Below are 21,291 nucleotides of genomic sequence, written 5' to 3'. Positions count from 1 at the left end.
TTGTCGCCAGCCGGCGATGCTTGAAGTTCGGATATACGACTATTATATCACGAATTGTAATTCGTATTTCAGGACACACGCGGCGGGGTTTGGGGCAGCGGCGAAATCAGCTGGGGAAGTGGCGGGCGCCTGGCTACTGCTCGGCCTCGGGCGTGCCGAGCAGGCCAAGCAGCTCGTGGACGGCGTGGCCTTGCTGGGCGGGGTGGCGCATCGGCCGGTCGCGGTGAACGGCGTAGCTATTGGTGCGGCCGTCGCGCGTGCGCGAGATATACCCGGCCTCTTCGAGGTCGTCGAGGATGCGCTGCACGGCGCGCTCGGTGATGCCGACAGTTCCGGCGATCTCGCGTGCGGTGATGCGCTGGTTACGCGCAATGCACAGCAGCACCTGGGCGTGATTGGTGAGGAATGTCCACGTCGACATAGTGTGCCCCGCAGCGTAACGAATCCGGCTCTCAGTATAGCACATGGGCTGTGGGGCTTTGCTCGCCGGGTGGTAGGCGCATATGCCGATGTGGCAGGCCCGCAGCCGGGCCTGCCACATCGCCACGAAGCTCGCGCAGCAGGGCCACGCCTACGGGTAGATGCCGCGCGTCGTGGTGGCCTCGGCCACGCGCTGCACCGCCAGCAGGTAGGCGGCGGTGCGCATATGCACCTTGCGATGAAGCGCGATCGCGCGCACCTGCTCGAAGCTGGCCACCATGATCCGCTCAAGCTTGGCGTTGACCTCGCTCTCGCTCCAGAAGAAATCCTGCAGATCCTGCACCCACTCGAAATAGCTCACGGTGACGCCGCCGGCGTTGGCTAGGATGTCGGGCAGCACCAGCACGCCGCGGTCGTACAGGATCGCGTCGGCCTCGGGCGTGGTCGGGCCATTGGCGGCCTCGGCCACGATGCGCGCCTTGACGCGCGCGGCATTCGCGCCGGTGATCTGGTTTTCGAGCGCGGCCGGCACTAGGATGTCGCAGGGTAGCTCGAGCAGCTCGGCATTGCTGACGCGATCGGCCTCGGGGAAGCCGACGACTGTGCCATTTGCGTCTTTGTAGCGCCGCACCGCCTGTGGGTCGAGGCCGCCCTTGTGGTAGATGCCGCCCTGGCTGTCGCTGACGCCGACAATCGTGGCGCCCTGCTCGTGCAGCAGCCGCGCCGCGATCGCGCCGGCGTTGCCGTAGCCCTGCACCACCACTCGCGCGGCGTCGAGCTTCAGCCCAAGCTGCGCCGCAGCCTCGCGCACGACGATTGCCGTGCCGCGTGCGGTGGCCTCGTTGCGCCCGAGCGAGCCGCCAATGTTGATCGGCTTGCCAGTGACCACCGCCGGCACGGTGTAGCCCTTGTGCATCGAGAAGGTATCCATGATCCAGGCCATCACCTGTGGCGTGGTGTTCACGTCGGGCGCGGGGATGTCGCGCTCGGGGCCAAGCAGGATCGAGATCTCGCTGGTGTAGCGCCGGGTCAGCCGCTCAAGCTCGGCCATCGACATGGCCTTGGGGTCGCAGACGACGCCGCCCTTTGCGCCGCCGTACGGGATGTTGACAACCGCGCACTTCCAGGTCATCCACATCGCCAGCGCGCGCACCTCGTCGATGTTGGTGTCGGGATGGTAGCGAATGCCGCCCTTGGTCGGGCCGCGCGACGAGTTGTGGTGTACGCGGTAGCCGCTGAACACCCGGATGCTGCCGTCGTCGAGCTTCACCGGAAAGTTCACCGTCAGCTCGCGCTGCGGCACGCGCAAGGTTTGGCGGATGCCGGGGCTGAGGTCGAGCTCATCGGCCGCGATGTCGAACTGGTGTTGGGCGATTGTCCACGGGTTTTCCATAGTTGCCTCCTCAATGAAGCATGATGAAGCGGCTTCGCTTCGCGAGCGCGCGGCGGCCCACAGTGGCGCGCCGGCTGATCTTGTGCGCCACTATCATATGCCTGGAAAACGGCCGTGGTGGAAAAGGATCGAAACTACAGGTTAACGATCGCCTCTTGTCGCCGGCGTCGCGCCGGATCAGAAGCGCGCGCGGCGCCGGCCGTATGGCCGGTAGTGGTCGTGGTCGCCGTAGTCGCGGGTGATGCGGAAGCCCAGCTGGCGCAGGTAGTGCTTGCCGCCGGTCACCGTCCAGTCGGCGATCGAGTGCGCCGCGCTGCCGGTGATGAAGCCGAGGAGGAACGCCCAGGTGGCGCGCGGGTAGCGCACCACCGTGCCCAGCACCACGTCGCCCACGCGCGAGGCCAGGTCGGGCACGGCGATGCCTGCGTGCCCAAGCAGCCAGGCGCCGCCGATCAGCAAGCCGATCAGCACCCAGTAGAAGTACAGCAGGCGCAGCAGCGGCGGGATCACCAGGCCGTGGCTGAGCCAGCGGCTGCGGTGCGGCACCGCCCACATGTACGGCCGCCAGATCCAGTAGAACACGCCCCAGCGGTTGTCGATCGCGCTGTCGAGGTCGAGGTCGGGCGAGAACATGATCCCCGAGAGCAGGTGCGCCCCGACGAACAGCGCCGTCAGGCGCAGCGCCGAGTCGGCGCTTTCGCCAAGCGCCAGGTTGGTGGTGTAGGCGAGTGGCGCCAGCGCCACGCCGGTGGCGACGGTGATGGCATCGTGGGTGTGCGCGCCGGGCATCGATATGTGCTCCTGTGGGCTAGGCGGTACTCTCGCCAAGCATAGCACAAACATGCTGGTTGGGCAAGCGCGCTTCGCCGCCCCGCGCCCAATGCGCTTGTCTGTGCTACAATGGCCGCTGTCGCAGTGTACCGAGGTGCGCCTATGTCCGCTTTCCCCACCGAACTGGCCGAGCTGCTGGCCCAGCCCGAGGGCGCGCGTCTGGCGTTTGTGCGCCGCGCGTTTCGCACCGACGAGCTGGCCGAGACGTTGGCGGCGCTGGCGAATGCCCAGGGCGGCGTGGCGCTGGTGGGCGTTGGCGCGCGCGGCAAGAAGCTCGAGGGCCTGGCCGACCCCGAGGCCGCGCGCCTAGCCGCGCTCGACGCGGCGCTGGCCTGTACGCCGCCGCTGGTGCTGCCTCTGCCCACGCCCGCCGAACACGCCGGCATCACGCTGCTGCTGGTGAACGTGCCCGCCGGCCTGCCGCACGTCTACAGCGTGCACGGCAAGTACCTGCGCCGCGAGGGCGCCACCAACCAGCCGCTGCCGCCCGACGCGCTGCGCAAGCTGCTGATCGAGCGTGGCGAAACCAGCTGGGAGCGGCTGGCGCCCGATGGCGCGGCGCTCGACGACCTCGACCACGCCAAGCTCGCTGCGTATGTGCGCCGCGTCGGCCCGGCCGCCGAAGGCGACCCGCTGGGCTTTCTGCTGCGGCGCGGCGCGATCGTAAGGCGAGCCAGAAGCCAGGGGCCAAGCGCCGCCTCGGCTGAGCCCGATCCTGCGGCCCGGCTCTCGGTGCTTGGCGCTCAATCGGGCTTTGGCGCGGCCGATCAGTTTGTTCCGACAAACGCCGGCCTGCTGCTGTTCGGCCGCGATGTCGAGCGCTTTTTCCCGCAGTGCGAGCTGACGCTGGTGCGCTACCGCGGCCGCGAGATGAGCGACGAATTTTTGCGCGAAGATATTCGCGATACGCTGCCCGAGGCGGTGCGCCGCGCCGAGATCTGGCTTTCGGAACATATGCGCCGTGGCAGCCGTATGGTCGGCCTCGAGCGCCAGGATTGGGCCCAGTTCCCGCAGGGCGCCGTGCGCGAGGCGCTGGTTAACGCGGTGGCGCACCGGGACTATACCGTCCGCGGTGAGGGCATCCGCATCGCGCTGTTCGGCGACCGGATGGAGTGCTACTCGCCCGGCCGCCTGCCCGGCCATATGACTGTCCAGAATATCGTCGAAGAGCGCTTCTCGCGCAACGAGACGCTGGTGCAGGTGCTGGCCGACTTCGGGCTGATCGAGCGGCTTGGCTATGGCATCGACCGCATGCTGCGCCAGATGGCCGACGCCGGCCTGCCGCCGCCCGAGTTCCGCGAGACGGCGGCCGGCTTTCTGGTGCTGCTGCGCGGCCAAGGCGCCGACGACCGCGCCGATGCTGGGGTCGATACGCGCGAGTGGCGCCGCATGGGCCTGAACGATCGCCAGATCGCCGCGCTGGTACACCTGGCCGAACATCGCCGCATCAGCAATAGCGATATGCAAGACATGGCGCCGGATGTCTCGGCCGAGACACTGCGGCGCGACCTGGCCGACCTGGTTGAGCGCGGGATGCTGCTCAAGATCGGCGAGAAGCGCGGCGCGTACTATATTCTGAAATAGACCGTATTGCCGGCGCCGCTGCGCCACACCCCAACGAAACCCGCGCCGCTCTCCCTCCGGCTAATCGCTTGCCCCATATGGCTTCGGGGCGGCTTTGCCGCGCGAGCTTTCTTCGCCGCTCTCCCTCCGGCTGATCGCTTGACCCATATGGGTTCGCGCGCGGCAAAGCCGCGCGCGGGCTTTCGTCTTGCGCTGCCCGGCTTCGCCGGGCAGCGCAAGATAACGGCGTTGGTAAAACACAGCGCGTCGTCGCATTTCCCTGATTGACTCATCAATCAAGTTGCAGTATACTCTGCATGAAGAACTTGACTGATGAGTCAGTCAACCGCTGTAACCGAGCTACCGAGGCAGCCATGCCAAAGATCGAAGAGCCAGAAAATGCCGATCGCCGGCAGCAGATCATCGAAGCCGCGCTGAAGGTATTCAGCACCAAGGGCTTTCACAAGGCCACCAACAAAGATATTGCCGAGGCGGCCGGCGGGATCTCGCCCGGGCTGATCTACTGGTACTTCAAAGACAAAGAGGACCTATTTCTCTCGATCATTCGCGAGCGCGCGGCGATCTTCCAGCTGGCCGATCACGCCGAGCAGCTGCTCGGCCTGCCGCCGCGCGAGGGCCTGGCGCTAGTCGGCCGCACCTACCTGTCGGCGTTTCGCGTGCCGGGCAATGTCGCACTTCTGCGCATGCTAGTGGGCGAGGCGGTGCGCTTTCCACAGATCGGCGAGATGTTTTTCAAGCTGGTCGGCCGCCGGTTTCTTGGCTTTTTGAGCCAATACCTCCAGCACCAGGTCGATCTGGGCCGCCTCAGGCCGCACGATACCATGATCGCGGCGCGCAGCTTTCTGGGCATGTTTGTGGTGAACGTGATTGCGCGCGAGATCCTGCGCCAGCCCGAGGCGCTGCAAACCAGCGACGAGCAGATTGTCGCTACGGCGGTCGATATTTTTGTGTCGGGCCTTGAGCCGGCGCAAGGAGCGAAAGATGCCTGAATATGTTCTGCCGCTGGCTGCACCCAGCGCTACGCTGGCCGAGGTTGGCGGCAAAGGTGCGAACCTGGCCGAGCTGGCGCGCGCCGGCTTTGCGGTGCCGCCCGGCTTTCTGGTGGGCACGGCGGCGTACCGCGTGTTTGTGGCGGCGAATGGCATCGCCCGCCAGATCGTGGATCTGGCGAGCGCGGCCCCAGCCGACGACCCGCCCGCGCTCGACGCAGCTTCCGATCAGATCCGCGGGCTGTTCGCGCGCGCCGATATGCCCGCCGAGCTGGCCGAGCCGATCCTGGCGGCCTACCATTCGCTGGCGGCAGCGCGCCCCGGCCTGGCCGTAGCGGTGCGCTCGTCGGCCACCGCCGAGGATCTGCCGGGGCTGTCGTTTGCGGGCCAGCAAGACACCTACCTCAACATCGTCGGCGACGATGCGCTGCTCGACGCGGTACGGCGCTGCTGGGCCAGCCTCTGGACTGCCCGCGCCATGGGGTATCGCGCGCGCAATGGCATTGCGCCAGGCGATGTAGCGCTGGCGGTGGTGGTGCAAGAGCTGGTGCCTTCCGAGGTTTCCGGCGTGCTGTTCACCGCTAACCCGCTCACCGGGCGCCGCGCCGAGATCGTGATCGACGCCAGCTATGGCCTGGGCGAGGCGATTGTGTCGGGCCAGGTCGAGCCCGATCACTATGTCGTCGACCCGCAGACCTGGCGCGTGATCGGCCGCAAGCTTGGCGCCAAGGCGCTGGCGATCCTGCCGCGCGCCGGCGGCGGCACCGACCAGGTTGCCCGCACCGGCGCGGGCCAGGCGCTCGCCGATGCCCAGATCCTCGATCTGGCGCGCACTGCCGCGCGGGTGGCAGCGCACTTCGGCAGCCCGCAAGATATCGAGTGGGCCTGGGCTGGCGGCCAGCTGTACATCCTGCAGTCGCGCCCGATAACCTCGCTCTACCCGCTGCCGCAGGTGCCGGCCGCGCCTGGGGCGGCGCGGGTGTACTACAGCTTCAACTCGGTGCAGGGCGTGGTCGACCCGTTTACGCCGCTCGGGTGCGACCTGCTGCAGCTGCTGGCGGGCGGCTTTCTTTCCGTGGCGCGCGTTGGGCGTGCGCCGCGCGAGGTGATCCCGGCCGCCGGCGGTCGCCTATTCATCGACGTAACTAACCTCACCCGGCTGGCGGTTGCAGTATTTCAGCGCGTCGATCCCGGCGCGCGCCAGACGCTGGCGCGGCTGATCGCCGAAGGCCAGGTTGAGGCCCGTGCTCCCAGCATAGGGACAATCCTGCGCCACCTGGCGCCGCTGCTGCGCACAATTGTGCCCCGCGCGATTGAGTCGCTGCGCGCGCCCGAGTTTGGCCGCGCGCGCGGCCTGGCCGAGGCCGTGGCATTTCTCGACTCGGCGCGCGCGCATGTCGCCGCCGCGCGTACGCTTTCGGCGCTGCTCGACGCGGCCGAGCAGGATGTCGCCCGAGCTGTGCCGACAGTGCTGCCGGCGCTCGGGCCGGTGTTCGCGCCCAGCCTGCTGCTGATGGGTTTGGCCGGGCGCATGCTTGAACGCTGGCTTGGCCAGCCTCGCGGCGCGGTGTTCCAGCTGCTGCGCGGCCTGCCGCATAATGGCACCACCGAGATGGATCTGAAGCTTTGGGCCACGGCCCAGGCCATCCGCGCCGACGCACCCGCCCGCGAGGCGCTGCTGCGCATGCCGGTTGAGGCGCAGGCGTCGGCGTATACGCGCGGCGCGCTGCCGCCGGTCGCGCAGCGGGCGATTGGCGAATTTCTGGCGCAATATGGCATGCGCGGCGTCGCCGAGATCGATATTGGCCGGCCGCGCTGGCGCGACGACCCGACGCCGATCTTGCAGACCATCCATGGCTATCTTCAGCTCGAGGACGCCGATCTTGCGCCCGACCGCCAGTTCGAGCGCGGCGCCGCCGAGGCCGCGCGCCTGACCGACGAGTGGGCCACGCGCCTCGCGCGCAGGCCCTTGGGCGGGCCGCGCGCCCGGCTGCTGCGCTTCTGCGTCGATCGCATGCGCCGGCTGGCCGGCACGCGCGAGGCGCCCAAGTTCTACCTGGTGAATGTGCTCGGGCTGTACCGCGACGCGCTGCTGGCGCACGGGCGCGATCTGGCAGCGCGCGGCGTGCTGCCTCAGCCCGCCGATATTTTCTTTCTGTCGATCGACCAGCTGCGCCGCTACGCGCGTGGCGAGGCTGCCGACCTGGCTGCGCTGGTGGCTGCCGCGCGCGCCGAGTACGAGCACGATCGCGCCGGCCGGCGCATGCCGCGGCTGCTGCTTGGCACCGGCGAAACCTTCTACGACGGCATGGCCGCGCCCGGCGCGAACGACCTTGTGGGCGACCCGGTGTCGCCCGGCGTGGCCGAAGGCCCCGCGCGCGTGGTGACCGACCCGCGCGGCGTGCGGCTGGCGCCCGGCGAGATCCTGGTGTGCCCGGCCACCGACCCAGGCTGGACGCCGCTGTTCCTCACGGCCGGCGCGCTGGTGATGGAGGTTGGCGGGATGGTGACGCACGGCTCGGTGGTGGCGCGCGAGTACGGCATTCCGGCGGTGGTGGGCGTGCACAACGCCACCACGCGCCTGGCCACCGGCCAGCGCATCCGTGTCGATGGCATGGCCGGGCGCGTCACCATCCTTGACGCGGCGCCCGGCGAGGTGCGCCCGGCCGCGTAGCAGTTTCGGCCCTACACACGCTGAGCCTGGCTGTACTTTCCTTTGAAAGTGAGAAGCGCATGGGATGGCGAATCATTCCAATCATCCGCAAAGAGTTCATCCACATCATCCGCGACCCACGCACGCTGGTGGTGATGTTCGTCATGCCGCTGATGCAGCTGATCCTGCTCGGCTATGCCGCCACCTCGGACGTGCGCAACGTGCCGCTCGCGGTGCACGACCAGAGCCGCACCCCCGAGAGCCGCCGCCTGGTCGAGGCCTTCGTGCAGTCGGGCCAGTTCACGGTGGTGCGGCTTGCCGGCAGCGAGCAAGAGCTGGCCGGGCTCGTCGATAACGGCAGCGTGCGTGCCGGGCTGATCATCCCGCCTACGTACGCCGCTGATCTGATTGGCGGGCGCGGGGCGCAGGTGGCGTTCGTGCTCGACGGCTCCGACCCCTCGGTGGCCGCGTCGGCGCTGTCGTCGGCGCGGCTGATCGGCCAGGTCGAGGCCACCAACATCCAGCAGCAGGCGCTGGCGCGGCGCGGCGCGGTGGTGGCGCTGGCGCCGCCCATGGAGGTGCGCACGCGCGTGTGGTACAACCCCGACATGGCCAGCGCGGTGTTTATGGTGCCAGCGCTGATCGGGCTGATCTTGCAGCTGCAGGCTACGCTGCTCACCGCCTCGGCGATCGTGCGCGAGCGCGAGCGCGGCACGATCGAGCAGCTGATCGTCACGCCCATCCGGCCGCTCGAGCTGATCCTCGGCAAGATTTTACCCTACGCGCTGGTGGCGCTGCTGATCACGATCGAGATCCTGATCATTGGCACGCTGTGGTTTGGCGTGCCGATCAAGGGCAATCTGCTGCTGCTGCTGGGCATCTCGTGCCTGTTCCTGCTTTCGTCGCTCAGCATCGGCCTGCTGATCTCGACGGTGGCGCAGACGCAGCAAGAGGCATTTCTGCTGACGTTCCTGACGCTGCTGCCGTCGATCTTTCTCTCGGGCTTTATCTACCCGATCGCCGCGCTGCCCAAAGTGCTGCAGTTTCTCAGCGGCGTGGTGCCGCTCAGCTACTTCCTGGTGGTGGTGCGCGGCATTGTGATCAAAGGGGTCGGCGTGCCCTCGCTCACCACCCAGATCGGCGCGCTGCTGCTGTTCGGCGCCGTGCTGATCGTGCTGGCGTCGACGCGCTTCCGAAAGCGGCTCGACTAGGTTGCGGATTGTTGATTGTTGATTGTTGATTGCGGATTTTGGATTTGGGATTGGCCGGTGTCGCCAGTTGTTCATCCAAAGTCATAACGATGGGGGTGTGCTATGCCCAGGCAAGCACGGATTGTTGCGCCGATTGTGATACTGGCGCTGCTGGCGGCGGCGGGCTACTGGTGGTGGCTCGGCCGCGCCACCGCTGCGAGCGCAAGCGCGCTCAGCGGCTCGGGAACGATCGAGGCCGAAGATGTGCTGATCACCAGCGAGGTCGCTGGCCGCGTGCAGGCGCTGCTCGTCGATGAGGGCCAGGAGGTGCAGGCCGGCCAGGCGCTGGTCAAGCTCGACCCAGCGCTGCTCCAAGCTCAGCACGACCAGGCCGCCGCTGCGGTGGCGGTGGCCGAGGCGAACCTGGCGCTGCTCAAGGCCGGCACCCGGCCCGAGGATCTCGCGGCGGCTCAGGCGCAGGCCACTCAGGCGCAGGCCGCCCGCGACGGCGCGGCCCAGGCGTACGCCAATGCCCAGAAGGCGCTGAAGAACCCGCAGCAGCTCGACGCCCAGGTGGTGCAGGCCCGCGCCGCGCGCGACGCCGCCCAGCGCGCGCTCGACCAGGTGCGCGCCGGCACCCGGCCCGAAGATATCGCGGCGGCTGCGGCGGCCCAGGCCCAGGCTAGCACTGGCGTGCAGGCTACCCGCGATCGCCTCTCGGCCGCCAAAACCCAGGCCGAGACGCAGGTGCAGCAGGCGGCGCTGTCGCTGACCCAGGCGCAGGCGCGCTATGCCCAGGCGAAAACCAACTGGGACTACGCGCAAGAGACCGGCAACGATCCGATTAACCCGATCATCTACAGCCAGCAGACCGGCAAGAAGCTGCGCGATAATACGCTGAGCGACGATGCGCGCGCGAACTATTACGCCCAGTTCGTGCAGGCCGAGGCCGCGCTGCATGCCGCCGAGGCGCAGGTGCAGCAGGCCCAGGTTGCCGCCGACGCCGCGCGCCAGGCCGAGGTCGCCGGCGTGCAGTCGGCCGAGAGCCAGCTGAGCGCGGCCGACGCTGCGCTTACCAAGCTGCGCAACGGCGCCACCAAAGAAACCCTCGCGTCGGCTGAGACGGCCCTGGCCAGCGCGCAGCGCGCGCTCGATCAGGCCGTGGCGATGCGCAGCGACCCGCTCCAGCTGCAGGCCGCCGCCGACGCGGCCCAGGCGCAGCTGGCCAGCAGCGAGGCGCAGCTGGCGCAGGCCCAGGCCCGGCTCGAGCTGGCCCGCGCCGGCGCGCGCTCCGAGCAGATCCAGGCGGCCGAGGCGCAGCTGGCCCAGGCCCGCGCCAACCAGCGCCAGATCGAGGTGCAGCTCGCCAAAGCCGCGCTCAGCGCGCCGCGCGGCGGGCTGGTGCTCAGCCGCGCCATCCACGAGGGCGAGCAGGCGCTGCCCGGCGCGGCGCTGATGACGATCGGCTCGCTCGACACCGTGCGCCTCACACTGTACGTCGGCGAGGCCGACATCGGCCGCGTGCGCCAGGGCCAGCCGGTCGACGTGACGGTCGATAGCTTCCCCAGCCGCGTGTTCAAGGGCAGCGTCACGTTTATTGCCCAGGAGGCGCAGTTCACGCCGCGCAATGTGCAGACCAAAGACGAGCGCGCCACAACCGTGTTCGCCGTGCGCGTCGAGCTGCCCAACACCGACCACGCGCTCAAGCCGGGCATGCCCGCCGACGCCGTGATTATCGAGTGACATACACCAGGCTTTAATACCAACACGACTTGACTATCCGCCACGCAGCAGGGACGGAAAACAGAAGACCAAGGACGAATAGCGCGATCTCTCGTCTTCCGTCCAGCATGACGGATCTCTCGATCGCTTTGGTTAAGGTGGGCGCTATGCAGCCTTTTGCGGTAGAAACGATCAACCTGTCGCGTACCTTCGGCGCCATCCACGCCGTGGCCGGCCTGAACCTGCAGGTGCCTGCGGGCCGGATCTACGGGCTGGTTGGCCCCGACGGCGCCGGCAAGACCACCACGCTGCGCATGCTCTGCGGCGCGCTGCGCCTGGGCGGCGGCCAGGCCACCGTGCTGGGCATCGATGTCGCCCGCGATCCCGAGGCAGTGCGGCGGCGGCTGGGCTATATGCCACAGCGCTTCAGCCTGTACGGCGACCTGACGGTGCGCGAGAATTTGCGCTTCTTCGCCGATGCCTACGGTGTGCCGCGCGCCCAGCAGCCCGCGCTGTTCGAGCGCTTGCTGGGCTTCAGCCAGCTCGGCCCGTTCCAGGGCCGCCGCGCCGACGCGCTTTCCGGCGGCATGAAGCAGAAGCTGGCGCTCGCCTGCACGCTGATCCACAAGCCCGCCGTGCTGCTGCTCGACGAGCCGACTACCGGCGTCGATCCGGTGTCGCGCCGCGAGTTTTGGGATATTCTGCGCGACGCCGTGAGCCAGGACGGCATGACCGTGCTGGTGTCGACGCCATACATGGACGAGGCCGACCGCTGCCATGTGGTCGGCTTTATGCGCGGGGGCGCGCTGATGGCCTCGGGTAGCCCGCGCGAGCTACAGCGGCTGGTTCCGGGCCTGGTGCTCGAGGTGCAGGCCCGGCCGCTGCACGCTGCTCAGGAACGGCTGCGCGCTATGCCGGGCGTGCGCGAGGTGCAGGTGTTCGGCGACCGGCTGCACCTGTTTGCCGACGCGGCGCTGCCCGCCGGCGCGCTTGAGCATCAGCTTGAGGGGAGCGGCGTGGTGCTCGCGGCCGTGCGGCCGATCCAGCCGACCATGGAAGATGTGTTTATGTTCTTGCAGGGCAGAAAGGCGCCGGCCGCGTAGCCGCTGCCCGATGCCGGCTTTCGCGCAGGTGCGCCGCTGGCGCGCCATTCATACCAATGGAGCATCGTATGGCACCATTCAACGGGCTTGGCATGCACCTCGGCAACCTGTCGCGGCTGTCGCCGGCGAAGACGCGCTCGATCAGCCCCGAGAACTTCGACGGCGCGAAGGGCGGCGGCGGCCGCGCCACTGAGGGCACTGGCGCCATGGCCGCGCGCGACCTGGGCGTGGGCTGGAAGATCTCGCCGTCGATCCGCATCGCGCCCGGCGAGACGCGCGATCTCGCCGTGATCGAGGGCTCCGGCGCCATCCAGCATATCTGGCTGACGCCCACCGGCAGCTGGCGATCGAGCATCCTGCGGATCTACTGGGACGGCGCCGATACACCGGCGGTCGAGTGCCCGGTCGGCGATTTCTTCGCCTGCGGCTGGGGCCGCTACGCCCAGGTGAGCTCGCTGGCGGTGTGCGTCAACCCCGGCAGCGCGTTCAACTGCTACTGGGAGATGCCCTTCCGCCACGGCGCCCGCGTGACGCTGACAAACCGCGCCGACGAGCCGATGACGCTGTACTACCAGATCACCTACGCCGAGACAAGCGTGCCGGCCGACGCAGCCTACTTCCACGCCCAGTTCCGGCGCGTGAACCCGCTGCCCTACCAGGGCGTGTATACCATCCTCGACGGCGTGCAGGGGCGCGGCCACTACGTCGGCACCTATATGGCCTGGGGCGTCAACAGCGCGGGCTGGTGGGGCGAGGGCGAGATCAAGTTCTTTCTCGACGGCGACGACGAGTTTCCGACAATCTGTGGCACCGGCACCGAAGATTACTTCTGCGGCTCATACAACTTTGATGTCGGCAAGGAACAGGGCGGCTATCGCGAGTTCACCACTCCCTACGCCGGCCTGGCGCAGGTGATCCGGCCCGACGGCCTGTACGCCTCGCAGACGCGCTTTGGCATGTACCGCTGGCATATCGCCGACCCGATCCGCTTCGAGCGCGACCTGCGCGTCACCATCCAGGCGCTTGGCTGGCGCAGCGGCGGCCGCTACCTGCCGCTGCAAGACGATATCGCCTCGGTGGCGTACTGGTACCAGGCGCTGCCCACGGCGCCATTCCCGCCGCTGCCGGATCGCGACGCGCTCGAGATTATCTAGCCTGGCGCGCCCGCGCCCCGGCCATGTCGAGGAAGCACATGAGTACTGCCTACGCCGTCGAAACCGAAAATCTGACGCGCAACTTCGGCGAGTTTGTCGCGGTCGATCGCGTGACGCTGCTGGTGGAGCCCGGCGAGGTATTTGGCTTTCTGGGGCCGAACGGCTCGGGCAAGACCACAACCATCCGCATGCTCTGCGGCCTGATCGCGCCTAGCGCGGGCGCTGGCCGGGTGCTCGGCTTCGATATCGGCCGCGAGAGCGAGGCGATCAAGGCGCGGATCGGCTATATGTCGCAGAAATTTAGCCTGTACCCCGACCTGACGGTGCGCGAGAACCTTGAGTTCTACGCCGATGTCTACGGGATCGCGCGCAGCGCGCGCGCCGCGCGCATCGCCGCGCTTGTCGATATGGCCGGCCTGCGCGGCCGCGAGCGCGAGCTGACGGCTAACCTCTCGGGTGGGTGGAAGCAGCGCCTGGCGCTGGCCTGCGCGATCGTGCACCAGCCGCGCATGCTGTTTCTCGACGAGCCAACCGGCGGCGTCGACCCGGAGGCGCGCCGCGCGTTCTGGGATCTGATCTACGAGCTGGCCAGCCAGGGTGTGACGGTGTTTGTCACTACGCACTACATGGACGAGGCCGAGCACTGCAATCGGATCGGGCTGATGTACGGCGGCCGGCTGGTGGCGCTCGATACGCCCGCTGCGCTCAAGCACTCTACGATCAAAGGCGAGGTGCTGGAGATCGAGGGCACGCCGCAAGATCGCGCGCGCGCCATCGCCGAGGGCCACCCCGGCATAGGCGAGGTTGCGCCGCACGGCGCGCGGCTGCACGCCATCGCCGACTCGGCCGGGCAGCGTGCTGCGCCGCTGGCCGCCGCGCTGCGCGCCGCCGGCGTCGAAGACGTGCGCGTCGAGCCGATCGACCCGTCGCTGGAAGACGTGTTTGTGGCGCTGGTGCGGGGGCTGAGCGCCGGGGCGGCCTAGAGATCTTTGAAGATCTCGAGGAACAGCTGCACCACCCGCGGGTCGAGCTGGTTGCCTGCAAGCGACGCAATGATCTGGCGCGCCTGCTCGGGCGCGCGGCCGGCGCGGTATGGCCGATCCGAGCAGATCGCGTCCCAGGTGTCGGCCACGGCAAACAGCCGCGCCGCCAGCGGGATCTCTTCGCCGCGCAGGCCGCGCGGGTAGCCGCTGCCATCCCAGCGCTCGTGGTGGCAGTGCGGGATATCCAGCGCCGGCCGCAGAAATGCAATGTCCGAAAGCCACTCGTAGGCATACACCGGGTGCAGCCGCATAATTGTCCACTCTTCGGGGGTGAGCGCGCCGGGCTTGAGCAAGATCCGGTCGGGGATGCCCATCTTGCCGATGTCGTGCAGCAGCGCGCCGCGGCGGATGTGTATCAGCTCGTCGCCCTCGATCCCCAGCGCCTCGGCCAGCCGCACGGTCATGGTCGTGACGCGCCGGCTGTGGCCTTCGGTCTCGCGGTCGCGCAGGTCGAGCACGTGCGACCAGCCTTCCAGCGTGGCGTCGTAGGCTTGCAGCAGCTCGCCGTGTAGCAGCCGGATCTGCGCCTCGGCCTGCTTGCGCTCGGTGATATCGCGCAGCAGCACCTGCGCGGCCGGCTGGCCGTCGAAGGTGCAGAAGCCGGCGTTGATCTCGACTGGCACTCTGCCGCCGTTGCAGCGCTTCAGCACGGTCTCCACTCGCACAGCCTGGCCGCTGCCGTCGAACAGCGCCCTCAGGCAGCCGACGCAGTGCTCGGCGAACTCGGGCGCGACGAACGACAGAAACGACCGGCCGATCAGGTCGTCGATCTGGTTCTCGCAGAGCAAGCGCCGCAGCGCTGGGTTGGCCAGCTGCACGCGGCTCTCGGCGTCGATGATCAGCACGCCGTCGGGCGACAGCTCGATCAGCCGCTCGAACTTGATCCGCTCGGCGTGCAGGCGCCGGTAGCGGTTCAGCCGCGTGATCGTGCGCACGCGTGCGCGCAGCTCGCCCCGGTCGAATGGCTTCGAGATGAAATCGTCGGCGCCGGCCTCGATGCCCAGCATGCGCGACTGGCGGTCGTCGAGCGCGGTGACCATGATGATCACGATCTCGGCGAGCAGCGGGTCGGCGCGCAGCTGGCGGCATACCTCGTAGCCGTCCATGCCCGGCATCATGACATCAAGCAGCACCAGGTCGGGCGTCAGCTGTTTGGCCTTTGCCAGCGCCTCGTAGCCATCGGAGGCGAACACAAGCTGGTAGTCGGCCGAACGCAGCAGCTCGCCCATGGTCTGCTGGCTGATTGGCAGGTCGTCGACGATCAGAATAGTAGCGGTGGATGGCATGCCTCGGTTCCTTTGCTTTTGCCTGAACCGGCTGCGTATGGCGCCGTGCCGGCGGTCACATGCCGTCGACGATCGCCGATAGCCCGATCTGCGCCAGCTCGATATCTTCCATCTCGGGCAGCCCGCTGACGGCGACCGCGCCCACGACCACGCCGTCGATCAGCACGGGCAGACCGCCGCCCCAGCCGATATAGCGTGCGTCGCCGAAGTAGGCCATGTCGAAGCCCGTTGCGGCGTCGCGCGCCGCCTGGCCGAGCTCGCGGCTCGGCTTGCGCTCGCGCGCGGCCGTCCACGCTTTGTTGCTGGCGATCACGATCGACGGCAGCGGCGCGCCGTCGAGGCGCAGCAGCCCGATCAGCTCGCCGTGCGCGTCGGCCACAGCCACTACCGCAGCTTTGCCTCGGCCAAGCAGCTCGGCCTGGATCGCCTGGATCGCGCGCTGCGCCTCGATATGGCCCAGGCTGTTTCGTTGGAACATGGGTTGCTCCTCGTCTTGTACGTGGCGAAGCGTCGTTGTCGTACTATAGTAGTATAGCGGAATTTGGGGCTGGTGTTTGCTGGTGGCTCGCCGCAATGGCTACGATGGGTGGGGTGCTTCGCTCCTCGGAACCTCACCATCGAAACCACCGTGGTGGGCCATTTGGCGCAATGATACGCTTGCGGAGCGAATCAGGCAACACTCGCGATCGGCCTGGCCGCGCGCTAGCGGCAGCCGATCAGGCCGGTTGGGTCGACGTTGATCTCGTGATGCCAGATCTCGTAGTGGAGGTGCGGGCCGGTGGCCATGCCAGTGCTGCCGACGCTGCCGAGCGTCGTGCCGGTCGCCACCGCCTGCCCGTCGGCCACGGCGACGCTGTCGAGGTGGGCGTAGGCGGTGCTCCAGCCGGCCTGCTCGTTCACCACGCGCACGTAGTTGCCGGCCGGCCAGCTGCCGAGGTACACGCGCGCGACCCCGCCGAGCGTGGCGGCGATCGGCTGGCCCTGCGTTGCCGCCGGGTCGGCCTCGCCGTCGCCATCGCCGTCGATCGCCAGGTCGACGGCGCCCCACACGTCGGCGGGCGCGTGCGAGCCTTCGCCATAGCCCTGCGTGAGCACCACGCGCCCGCTGGCGCTTGCGAGCGGGCAGCCGTGTGGCCCATCGGCGGCAAGGCGAAAGCGCGGGGTAGGCGAGGGCGTTGGCAGCGGTGTCGGTGTGGGTGCGCTGGTGGGGCTGGCGTGCGCAGCGGCCAGCGCGCGCCGGGCGATTGGCGCCGCGTGGGGCGGCGCGGGCCGGCCGCGCGCCGCGGCCGGCGGCTGGCTCAGCAGCGGAATCGCCAGCGCCAGTATCACGCTCGCCAGCGCCAGCAGCGTGGCGAGCAGTCGCCGCCCCCGGCCGATTGGCGCGATCGGCGCGGCGAGGGGGCGCGCGCAAAGCTGCGCTGCCGGCACGTTCAGCACGCGCGCGAGGATCAGGCGCGGCTCGGGCTCGAGCCGGCGCGCGCCCTGCTCGATCTCGGCCAGCGTGCGCGCGGGCATCCCGGTGAGCAGTGCCATATCGGTGAGGGTGAGGCCTCGGCTGCGACGTAGTGCGCGGATGTCGATCACGCCAGCTCCTCGTACGCCTATATGCATACTGAGCATATGCCAGGAGCCGGCGTTTGTGGATGACAGCGTGTTTACAGTTCCAACCCGTGTGCGCAGGGCGTACGTAGCCTGCATATGATACGTATGCTCAGCAGGAACACCGGGCGCTCGGCTATAATTGGCAGGGCTCGTCGTCGCCGCAGCCGGCCAACAAGCAAAGAAGTTTGGAGAGCTGCGCCCGCCAAACCACCCGCCTGGCGGCGCCTTTTGGTGAATGCTGCCGCCGCAGGTAGGATCAGCCCGCGACGCGGGCCACCGCGTAAGCTCTGCGATTGAGGCGAGCGCCAAAGTGTGCGCTGGCACGCAAACGTGCTCGAACCGAGGAGGCTGCCATGAATGCCCGACGGCTGCTCTGGATCGTCATTCCGCTGCTGGTGGTGGTGGTGGTGCTTGGCGGCGGCGCGCTGGCCTGGCTGCTGCTGCGCGCCCCGGCGGCCGGGCCGGCGCGGCTGGTGATCATGGGCGGCGGCCAGAAGGTGCGCGTGCTCGACGACAGCGGCGCCGAGCAGCTGCTGGCCGACAATGCGCTCACCGACGGCTATAGCTTCCCCGCGGTTTCGCCCGATGGCCGCCAGGTGGCGTTTGTGACGCGCGAGGGCCAGGCGTCCGTGCTGGTGCGGCTCGACCTCGCCAGCGGCCAGCGCGGCGAGCTGTATCGCAGCCAGCAGAATGTGCCGATCGACCTGGCGTGGTCGCCCGACGGCCGCTACGTGGTGTTTCTGCTCGGCACGCAGCTCACCGCGCAGATTGTGCCGGCCGACGGCTCAAAGCCGGCTCAGCTGATCGCCGCCGGCTCGCCTTCGTTTTTCGCCTGGAGCCCCGACAGCGCCCGGCTGCTGCTGCACCTGGGCGGCCATACCGCGCAGGGCGGCCACGTGGCGCTGTTCCGGCCCGGCCAGGATCTGGCCCAGCCGATCGCCGGCGACCCCGGCCTGTTTCAGGCGCCGGCGTGGTCGCTCGACGGGCAGCACTTTTTCTATGTTTCCCAGCCGCCAATCGCCAGCGCCCAGCCGTCGATCGACGACCTCAAGAGCGACATTGTGCGCGTCTCGGCCGACGGCAAAGATCCGGTGCGGCTTGTGCGCGAGGAGAAATCCGACCTGCGGATTATTCGTTCGCCAACCAGCGACCAGATCGCGTATACGGTTGTGGGTGTCGATGGCTACGGCCCGCTGAAGCTGATCGAGGGCACGAGCGGCGGCGACGCGCGCACGCTCTCGCACGAGGGCGAGCGCGTCACCGCGTTCTTCTGGTCGCCCGACGGCAGGCAGATCGCCTACCTGACGTACAGCGGCACGTTCGCGCCCGACGGCGAGCGCACATGGCATATCGTCGATGCCGCCAGCGGCGCGGTGCGCGACCTCGCCAGCTTCCAGCCCAGCGCGGCGTTTGTGGGCCTGCAGATCTTCTTCGACGCGTATACCTTCTCGTTTAGCCCGTGGTCGCCCGACGCGCGGCGCCTGGCGTATGGCGCCGACGACGGCGTGTACGTGATCGACGTGGCCGGCGGCGGCAGCGCCAGGAAGGGCGATGGCGCGCTGGGGATGTGGGCGGGCGGGAAGTAGTGGCTTGGCGGGTCGAAGTTCCGCCAAACCACCCTCGTGGGGGTTTGGGGGCGGCGAAGCCCCGATTTCTTGTGTTGTATTGGGCAAATACACCTGCACGGTGGGGGTTTGGGGGCGGCGAAGCCGCCCGCTAAATCTTGGTAATGGTGCGGCGCGGCGAAGCTCGCGCACCGTGTGCAGCATGTGGCACCCAGCACCCATTTCTTATTATGCTGCACGACGGCAAGCTTGCACGTCGTGCAACATAATCTATACGCGATCAAGCGAACAGCGTATCACAGGCCGAGGTTGCGCAGGCCGATCGTGATCGCCGCAAGCAGCAGCACCCGCCGATAATGAAGTACAGCGCGGCCGGCCCAATGTCGCGCATGCGCGGCAGCGCCGGCCGCGCCGGGGTGGCGAAGCTCGACGCGCTGGCCGCGCCAGTATGTCACGCGCGCGCTCGGGCGGCCGCCTCGCGCATCCACACGCGCCAGCCCATATACAGCAGCCACGCGCCGCCTGCGCCCACCGCCAGCGCCGTCACAGGCCAGGGCAGCCGGCCCGAGTTCGTCAGCACTACCAGCACCGCGATCACGCCAACCCAGCGCCAGTCGAAGCGAATATTTCTCACCGGCGAACCCTCCCTACATTACACCAGTTGCGTGGTGGGGGTTCGGGGCGGCAAAGCCGCCCCCGAAAACTTCCTTTTTGGCTGGCCGCGACCAGCCACAAGTGATTTTGGAGGGCTTGCGCCCTCCAAGCCTCCCTCGCGAGAGGGCACCGCGTAAAATTATAGCACTTGCGCGTTCGCGCGCCCTCGCCGATAATGCGCTCTATGCAAACTCTCATCTCTGGCCGGGTGTGGCGCCGCGTCGCGCGCCAGCTGCTGATCGTTGCGCTTGGCAGCGTGCTGCTGCTGCTGTTTCTGTGTGTGCTGGTGGCGCTGCAGGGCCGCCACGACGACCTGCGCCAGCCGGCGGCCGCGCGCGTGGGCGCGGCGATTGTGCTCGGCGCCGCGCTCGAGAACAGCGCGGTTTCGCCTACGCTCCAGGCGCGGCTCGACCACGCGCTCGATCTGTATCGCCGCGGGCAGGTGCGCCGGATCATTCTCACCGGCGGCGCGACGCGCGGCGCGAGTGTGTCCGAGGCCGACGCCGGGCGCCGCTACTTGCTTGGGCGTGGCATGGCCGCCGAGGCGCTGCTGCTCGAGGACACCAGCACCACCACGCTCGAAAACTTGCAGCATAGCTTGCCGCTCGTGCGCGCCAACGACTTCGGCGCGGTGGTGCTGGTGAGCGATACCACGCATATGCTGCGCGCGCTCAAGATGGCGCGCGATCTCGGGCTGGCAGCATATGCCTCGCCGGCGCCGGCGGGCGGCGACACGGCCCAGCAGGTTCGTGATACGCTCAGCGAGGCGCTGAAGTACCTAGTGTACCTGTTTGCCAGGCGCTAGGCGCCGCATCCCCACGGCAAAGTGCGTACGACCTAGGCATGGATATACATTGCGGTAGTAGCACGCGCTTGACAATTTTTTCATACCACTATTCTTAAATTGACATTGAGCCTGGCCCCTTTTATGCTATAAGTGCAGATTCGCTTGACTTCGCGCGTTTATGACGGCACTGTAGCAAGGAGCCGAGGTTTCATGTTCATCTCAGTGATCATCCCTACGCTCAATCGACCAACGTTTATTGTCGATGCAGTGCGCAGCATTCTGTGCGGCACACATCAGCAGTTCGAGATCATTGTTGTTGATCAGACCTGCGATTCCTCGACGCGCGACGCGCTTGTTAGCCTGATGCGCGATGCGCGCGTGCGCTACATTTCGACGCCGCGGCCAGGGGCGTCTGCGGCGCGTAACCTGGGGGTTGCCGCCAGCAGCGCCGACGTGATCGTGTTTACCGACGACGATGTCGAGGCGCGGCCGGACTGGCTGGAGCTGATTGCGCGCGAGTTTAGCGCCGATCCTAAGCTTCAGTTCATCACCGCGACACTGGCCGCGCCGGCGTATGATCGGGAGCAGGGGTTTGTGCCGGAATTCCGCCCTTGCCCGACCATCACATCGTGGCGGCTGCCGCTGGCTGTGTCGAATGCAAACCTGAGTATGCGGCGACGCCTGTTTGATCAGATCGGCGGCTACGACGAGCTGTGCGGCCCTGGCGGGCTGCTCAAAAGCTCCGACGACGGCGATATCACGCTGCGGGTGGTTCGCTCGGGTGCAAAGTGGAAGGCGTGCCCGGAGATCGAGGTCGTGCATGTCCACGGGTTTCGGCCACACTCGGCTGCCGAGCGCCTGCTGGACGATTATGAGTACGGCAATGGCGGCGTGTACGGGCGCGCGCTGCGGCGTGGCGATTATCTGGCGGGCGGCTGGTTCTTACTGCGCGAGCTTGGTCGCTTGCTCCAAGCTGTGGCTGGCCCCTGGCGCGGCGCTCGGCCAAATACGCGCTGGCAGCTGCGCATGCGCGGTTTCTGGCACGGCTTCAGGCTGCCGCCGCGCGATGGCTTTCCGGGCCTATCGGATCTGCGGCAGCACGCCGGGCTCATTCTGATCATCGGGCTGCAGTTTTTGTAAGCTGCTAGTCTGGTGGGGCATATATGGCAGCAAAGCTACCATACTATGCCCCACCAAGAGAAGATTTTGGGGGCCGCAGGCCCCCAAAATCTTACTATTTAGGACTTACGCAGTTGGCGCGTTCAGCCTTCGGCAGAGCGGTACTATTTCTCTGTATCGTGTCCATTTTACGCGC

19 protein-coding genes are annotated in these 21,291 nt (G+C 68.0%); 11 read left to right on the top strand and 8 right to left on the bottom strand.

Translation table 11 applies throughout. The features are described 5' to 3' along the window. Positions 1-133: 133 nt before the first annotated feature. The 3 genes from U0177_RS07460 to U0177_RS07450 form a co-directional block, all read right to left on the bottom strand. Positions 134-421 carry a helix-turn-helix transcriptional regulator gene (locus U0177_RS07460; protein ID WP_409569977.1) on the bottom strand — a complete coding sequence of 96 codons (288 nt, stop codon included), beginning with the start codon at positions 419-421 and terminating at the stop codon, positions 134-136. Between the two features lie 150 nt (positions 422-571). Continuing rightward, positions 572-1,813 (bottom strand): Glu/Leu/Phe/Val family dehydrogenase, encoded by a 1,242-nt coding sequence (locus tag U0177_RS07455; protein ID WP_409569976.1) that lies wholly within the window; start codon positions 1,811-1,813, stop codon positions 572-574. Positions 1,814-1,990: 177 nt separating this feature from the next. Continuing rightward, the gene (locus tag U0177_RS07450) at positions 1,991-2,602 is read right to left on the bottom strand and encodes a metal-binding protein (RefSeq protein WP_409569975.1); all 612 of its coding nucleotides are present in this window, start codon (positions 2,600-2,602) and stop codon (positions 1,991-1,993) included. 144 nt (positions 2,603-2,746) lie between these two features. Here U0177_RS07450 and U0177_RS07445 point away from each other — a divergent pair, with 144 nt between their 5' ends. The 8 genes from U0177_RS07445 to U0177_RS07410 all read left to right on the top strand — a co-directional run bounded on the left by U0177_RS07445 (position 2,747) and on the right by U0177_RS07410 (position 14,022). After that, positions 2,747-4,228, top strand: coding sequence for an ATP-binding protein (locus U0177_RS07445; RefSeq protein ID WP_409569974.1), 1,482 nt, complete (start codon positions 2,747-2,749; stop codon positions 4,226-4,228). A 353-nt stretch (positions 4,229-4,581) separates the two neighbouring features. Further along, positions 4,582-5,217 (top strand): TetR/AcrR family transcriptional regulator, encoded by a 636-nt coding sequence (locus tag U0177_RS07440; RefSeq protein ID WP_409569973.1) that lies wholly within the window; start codon positions 4,582-4,584, stop codon positions 5,215-5,217. Further along, entirely contained in the window at positions 5,210-7,891 is a 2,682-nt protein-coding gene (locus U0177_RS07435) for a PEP/pyruvate-binding domain-containing protein (protein ID WP_409569972.1), read from the top strand. Before U0177_RS07440 ends, U0177_RS07435 begins: the two co-directional genes overlap by 8 nt. 59 nt (positions 7,892-7,950) lie before the next feature. Continuing rightward, on the top strand, positions 7,951-9,081 hold the full coding sequence (locus tag U0177_RS07430; protein WP_409569971.1) for an ABC transporter permease: 1,131 nt from the start codon (positions 7,951-7,953) through the stop codon (positions 9,079-9,081). Between the two features lie 102 nt (positions 9,082-9,183). Then, positions 9,184-10,803 (top strand): efflux RND transporter periplasmic adaptor subunit, encoded by a 1,620-nt coding sequence (locus U0177_RS07425; protein ID WP_409569970.1) that lies wholly within the window; start codon positions 9,184-9,186, stop codon positions 10,801-10,803. A 146-nt stretch (positions 10,804-10,949) separates the two neighbouring features. Further along, positions 10,950-11,885: an ATP-binding cassette domain-containing protein gene (locus U0177_RS07420; protein WP_409569969.1), complete on the top strand. Its 936-nt coding sequence runs from the start codon at positions 10,950-10,952 to the stop codon at positions 11,883-11,885. Between the two features lie 68 nt (positions 11,886-11,953). Further along, on the top strand, positions 11,954-13,039 hold the full coding sequence (locus tag U0177_RS07415) for a glycoside hydrolase family 172 protein (protein ID WP_409569968.1): 1,086 nt from the start codon (positions 11,954-11,956) through the stop codon (positions 13,037-13,039). 38 nt (positions 13,040-13,077) lie between these two features. Continuing rightward, positions 13,078-14,022 carry an ABC transporter ATP-binding protein gene (locus U0177_RS07410; protein WP_409569967.1) on the top strand — a complete coding sequence of 315 codons (945 nt, stop codon included), beginning with the start codon at positions 13,078-13,080 and terminating at the stop codon, positions 14,020-14,022. On the opposite strand, the gene U0177_RS07405 is transcribed toward U0177_RS07410, so the two are convergent. The 3 genes from U0177_RS07405 to U0177_RS07395 all read right to left on the bottom strand — a co-directional run bounded on the left by U0177_RS07405 (position 14,019) and on the right by U0177_RS07395 (position 16,952). Further along, positions 14,019-15,368 (bottom strand): HD domain-containing phosphohydrolase, encoded by a 1,350-nt coding sequence (locus tag U0177_RS07405; protein WP_409569966.1) that lies wholly within the window; start codon positions 15,366-15,368, stop codon positions 14,019-14,021. The two genes, U0177_RS07410 and U0177_RS07405, sit on opposite strands and share 4 nt — an antisense overlap. 55 nt (positions 15,369-15,423) lie before the next feature. Beyond that, positions 15,424-15,846, bottom strand: a complete 423-nt coding sequence (locus tag U0177_RS07400; protein WP_409569965.1) for a GlcG/HbpS family heme-binding protein — start codon at positions 15,844-15,846, stop codon at positions 15,424-15,426. Positions 15,847-16,070: 224 nt separating this feature from the next. Further along, entirely contained in the window at positions 16,071-16,952 is an 882-nt protein-coding gene (locus U0177_RS07395; RefSeq protein ID WP_409569964.1) for a peptidoglycan DD-metalloendopeptidase family protein, read from the bottom strand. 371 nt (positions 16,953-17,323) lie between these two features. On the opposite strand from U0177_RS07395, the gene U0177_RS07390 reads away from it, so the two are divergent. Next, positions 17,324-18,556, top strand: coding sequence for a hypothetical protein (locus U0177_RS07390; RefSeq protein ID WP_409569963.1), 1,233 nt, complete (start codon positions 17,324-17,326; stop codon positions 18,554-18,556). Between the two features lie 275 nt (positions 18,557-18,831). On the opposite strand, the gene U0177_RS07385 is transcribed toward U0177_RS07390, so the two are convergent. Further along, positions 18,832-18,990 (bottom strand): hypothetical protein, encoded by a 159-nt coding sequence (locus tag U0177_RS07385; protein WP_409569962.1) that lies wholly within the window; start codon positions 18,988-18,990, stop codon positions 18,832-18,834. Then, the gene (locus U0177_RS07380) at positions 18,987-19,169 is read right to left on the bottom strand and encodes a hypothetical protein (RefSeq protein ID WP_409569961.1); all 183 of its coding nucleotides are present in this window, start codon (positions 19,167-19,169) and stop codon (positions 18,987-18,989) included. Before U0177_RS07380 ends, U0177_RS07385 begins: the two co-directional genes overlap by 4 nt. Positions 19,170-19,373: 204 nt before the next feature. Here U0177_RS07380 and U0177_RS07375 point away from each other — a divergent pair, with 204 nt between their 5' ends. Continuing rightward, positions 19,374-19,994: a YdcF family protein gene (locus tag U0177_RS07375; protein ID WP_409569960.1), complete on the top strand. Its 621-nt coding sequence runs from the start codon at positions 19,374-19,376 to the stop codon at positions 19,992-19,994. 192 nt (positions 19,995-20,186) lie between these two features. Next, entirely contained in the window at positions 20,187-21,116 is a 930-nt protein-coding gene (locus tag U0177_RS07370; protein ID WP_409569959.1) for a glycosyltransferase family 2 protein, read from the top strand. Positions 21,117-21,291 lie beyond the last annotated feature (175 nt).

The sequence above is a fragment of the Kouleothrix sp. genome (genome assembly GCF_046328425.1).
Classification (GTDB): domain Bacteria; phylum Chloroflexota; class Chloroflexia; order Chloroflexales; family Roseiflexaceae; genus Kouleothrix.
Note: the sequence above shows the minus strand (reverse complement) of the source record. Positions and strands in the feature narration are given on the sequence as shown.

Bases quoted from the DNA above. Each gene is read 5' to 3' on its own strand.
- U0177_RS07460 (WP_409569977.1), bottom strand. From the start codon at position 421: ATGTCGACGTGGACATTCCTCACCAATCACGCCCAGGTGCTGCTGTGC.
- U0177_RS07455 (WP_409569976.1), bottom strand. From the start codon at position 1,813: ATGGAAAACCCGTGGACAATCGCCCAACACCAGTTCGACATCGCGGCC.
- U0177_RS07450 (WP_409569975.1), bottom strand. From the start codon at position 2,602: ATGCCCGGCGCGCACACCCACGATGCCATCACCGTCGCCACCGGCGTG.
- U0177_RS07445 (WP_409569974.1), top strand. From the start codon at position 2,747: ATGTCCGCTTTCCCCACCGAACTGGCCGAGCTGCTGGCCCAGCCCGAG.
- U0177_RS07440 (WP_409569973.1), top strand. From the start codon at position 4,582: ATGCCAAAGATCGAAGAGCCAGAAAATGCCGATCGCCGGCAGCAGATC.
- U0177_RS07435 (WP_409569972.1), top strand. From the start codon at position 5,210: ATGCCTGAATATGTTCTGCCGCTGGCTGCACCCAGCGCTACGCTGGCC.
- U0177_RS07430 (WP_409569971.1), top strand. From the start codon at position 7,951: ATGGGATGGCGAATCATTCCAATCATCCGCAAAGAGTTCATCCACATC.
- U0177_RS07425 (WP_409569970.1), top strand. From the start codon at position 9,184: ATGCCCAGGCAAGCACGGATTGTTGCGCCGATTGTGATACTGGCGCTG.
- U0177_RS07420 (WP_409569969.1), top strand. From the start codon at position 10,950: ATGCAGCCTTTTGCGGTAGAAACGATCAACCTGTCGCGTACCTTCGGC.
- U0177_RS07415 (WP_409569968.1), top strand. From the start codon at position 11,954: ATGGCACCATTCAACGGGCTTGGCATGCACCTCGGCAACCTGTCGCGG.
- U0177_RS07410 (WP_409569967.1), top strand. From the start codon at position 13,078: ATGAGTACTGCCTACGCCGTCGAAACCGAAAATCTGACGCGCAACTTC.
- U0177_RS07405 (WP_409569966.1), bottom strand. From the start codon at position 15,368: ATGCCATCCACCGCTACTATTCTGATCGTCGACGACCTGCCAATCAGC.
- U0177_RS07400 (WP_409569965.1), bottom strand. From the start codon at position 15,846: ATGTTCCAACGAAACAGCCTGGGCCATATCGAGGCGCAGCGCGCGATC.
- U0177_RS07390 (WP_409569963.1), top strand. From the start codon at position 17,324: ATGAATGCCCGACGGCTGCTCTGGATCGTCATTCCGCTGCTGGTGGTG.
- U0177_RS07375 (WP_409569960.1), top strand. From the start codon at position 19,374: ATGCAAACTCTCATCTCTGGCCGGGTGTGGCGCCGCGTCGCGCGCCAG.
- U0177_RS07370 (WP_409569959.1), top strand. From the start codon at position 20,187: ATGTTCATCTCAGTGATCATCCCTACGCTCAATCGACCAACGTTTATT.